This window comes from Shimia sp. (genome assembly GCF_041624275.1).
Lineage (GTDB): Bacteria > Pseudomonadota > Alphaproteobacteria > Rhodobacterales > Rhodobacteraceae > Shimia.
In genome coordinates this window covers 1-2486 of the sequence record NZ_JBFJVE010000286.1, presented here as the reverse complement: position 1 = coordinate 2486, position 2486 = coordinate 1, and the positions used below count along the sequence as shown (strand labels likewise).

The 2486-nt window shown below is 65.8% G+C and carries 2 protein-coding genes; both read left to right on the top strand.

Annotated elements, in window-relative coordinates:
• On the top strand, positions 1 to 1535 hold a 1535-nt coding region (locus ABZD10_RS15175), incomplete at its 5' end, for a 3-hydroxyacyl-CoA dehydrogenase NAD-binding domain-containing protein (RefSeq protein WP_372887801.1).
• A gap of 11 nt (positions 1536 to 1546) precedes the next feature.
• Positions 1547 to 2486, top strand: a 940-nt coding sequence (locus ABZD10_RS15170) for an acetyl-CoA C-acyltransferase (RefSeq protein ID WP_372887799.1), incomplete at its 3' end; no start/stop codon positions are given.

The following is a 2486-nucleotide window of genomic DNA, read 5'->3' as shown; positions in this document are numbered from 1 at the left end:
TGGCCCGGCGGCTGGTGGCCGAGGGCGCTGCGGCACGCCCGACCAGCGCCCGCCCCCCGAGCCCGGTGACAGACGACGAACTTGCCGCGATCCGCGCCCAGGTGGCCAAGAAGGCCCGCGGGCTGCTGGCGCCGCTGAAATGCGTCGAGGCGGTCGAAGTGGCGCTGACCCTGCCTTTCGCCGAGGGCATGAAGCGCGAACGCGCCCTGTTCATGGAACTGATGGCCACCGACCAGCGCAGCGCCATGATCCACGCCTTTTTCGGCGAACGCCAGGTGGCCAAGGTGCCGGAACTGAAGACCGGAACCGCGCGCGCGATCGACCGGGTGGGGGTCGTCGGCGGCGGCACCATGGGCGCCGGCATCGCCACTTCGGCGCTGCTGTCGGGTCTGGACGTGACCCTTGCCGAGCGCGATGACGAGGCCGCCTCCAAGGCGGCTGCGACCGTTGAGGGGCATCTGGCCGGGGCGGTGAAACGCGGCAAGCTGAAACAGGCGCAATATGATGCCATCATCGGCGGGCGCTTTCGCACCACCACCGATTACGGTGATTTCGCCGAGGCCGATCTGGTGATCGAGGCGGTGTTCGAAAGCATGGAGGTGAAAAAAGAGGTCTTCGGCAAGCTCGACGCGATCTGCAAGCCGGGCGCCATCCTGGCCTCGAACACCTCTTACCTGAACGTCGACGAGATCGCCGCCATGACCAAACGCCCCGAGGATGTGATCGGGCTGCATTTCTTCTCGCCGGCGCATATGATGAGGCTTCTGGAAGTGGTGGTGGGCGCGAAGACCTCGGATGACGTGGTGGCCTCGGGCTTTGCTCTGGCCAAGCGGATGAAGAAGATCGCCGTGCGCTCGGGCGTCTGCGACGGCTTCATCGGCAACCGCATTCTGGGCGCCTATGCCAAGGCGGTGAACGGCGCGGTTCTGGCCGGCGCCAGCCCCTATGACGTCGACCGCGCGATGCAGGATTTCGGCCTTGCCATGGGGCTGTTCCGGGTCGCCGATCTGGCCGGGCTCGACATTGGCTGGGCCAATCGCAAGCGCAAGGCCGCGACCCGTGATCCGCGCGAGCAATATGCCGAATTCGCCGACCGCATCTGCGAGTTGGGCCGTTTCGGTCGCAAGACCGGGCGCGGGTTCTACATCCACGATCCCGAAAAGGGCGAGCTGCCCGACGAGGAAGTGTTGCAGATCATCGCCGAGGAACGCGCCGCCAAGGGCATCGAGACCCACGCGATCTCGGATCAGGAAATCATCGACCGCTATATGGCGGCGATGGTCAACGAGGCCGCCAAGGTGGTCGGCGAAGGCATCGCCCTGCGCCCGCTCGACGTCGATATGACGCTGCTCAATGGCTATGGTTTCCCGCGCTGGCGGGGCGGGCCGCTGCACTATGCCGACACCGTGGGACTTGAGAAAATCCTGAACGACATCAAGACTTTCCAGAAAGAAGACGATTATTTCTGGCAACCGGCGCCGCTGCTTGAACAGCTCGTGGCCGAGGGCCGAAAATTCGCCGATCTCAACCGCTGAGGAGAAGACATATGAAACAGGCTGTCATCGTATCCACCGCCCGCACCGGGCTGGCGAAATCCTTTCGCGGATCCTTCAACATCACCCATGGCGCCAGCATGGGCGGCCATGCGGTCGCCTCGGCGGTGGCGCGGGCCGGGCTCGAGGGCGGCGAGATCGAAGACTGCGTGATCGGCTGTGGCCTGCCCGAGGGCGAAACCGGCGCCAATATCGGCCGCCAGATCGCCCTGCGCGCCGGCCTGCCGGTGACCGCCTCGGGGATGACGGTGAACCGTTTCTGCTCTTCGGGGTTGCAGTCGATCGCCATCGCCGCCAATGCCATCACCCAGGAAGGCGCTGGCCCGATGGTGGCCGGCGGGGTCGAAAGCATCTCGCTGGTGCAGTCGAAAATGCGCCCGGCGCCCGATCCATGGCTGCTCGAGCACAAGCCCGAGATCTACATGACCATGATCGACACCGCCGATGTGGTGGCCAAACGCTACGGTCTCAGCCGCGACTATCAGGACGAATACGCGCTGCGCAGCCAGCAATTGATCGCGGCGGCGCAGGCGGCGGGCAAGTTCGACGACGAGATCGCGCCGATGCAGACCGTGATGGCGGTGAAGGACAAGGAAACCGGCGAGATCTCGAAACATGAGGTCACGGTGGACCGCGACGAGTGCAACCGCCCCTCGACCACGCTCGAAGGGCTGGCCGGGCTCGATCCGGTCAAGGGGCCGGGCAATTTCGTCACCGCCGGCAATGCCTCGCAATTGTCGGATGGCGCGGCGGCGCTGGTGCTGATGGAGGCCGAAGAGGCCGAGCGCCGGGGCCTTTCGCCGCTGGGGGCCTTCAAGGGCTTTGCCGTTGCCGGCTGCGAGCCCGACGAGATGGGCATCGGCCCGGTCTTTGCGGTGCCGCGCCTCTTGGAGCGGCACGGGCTGAAAGTGGATGACATCGATCTCTGGGAGC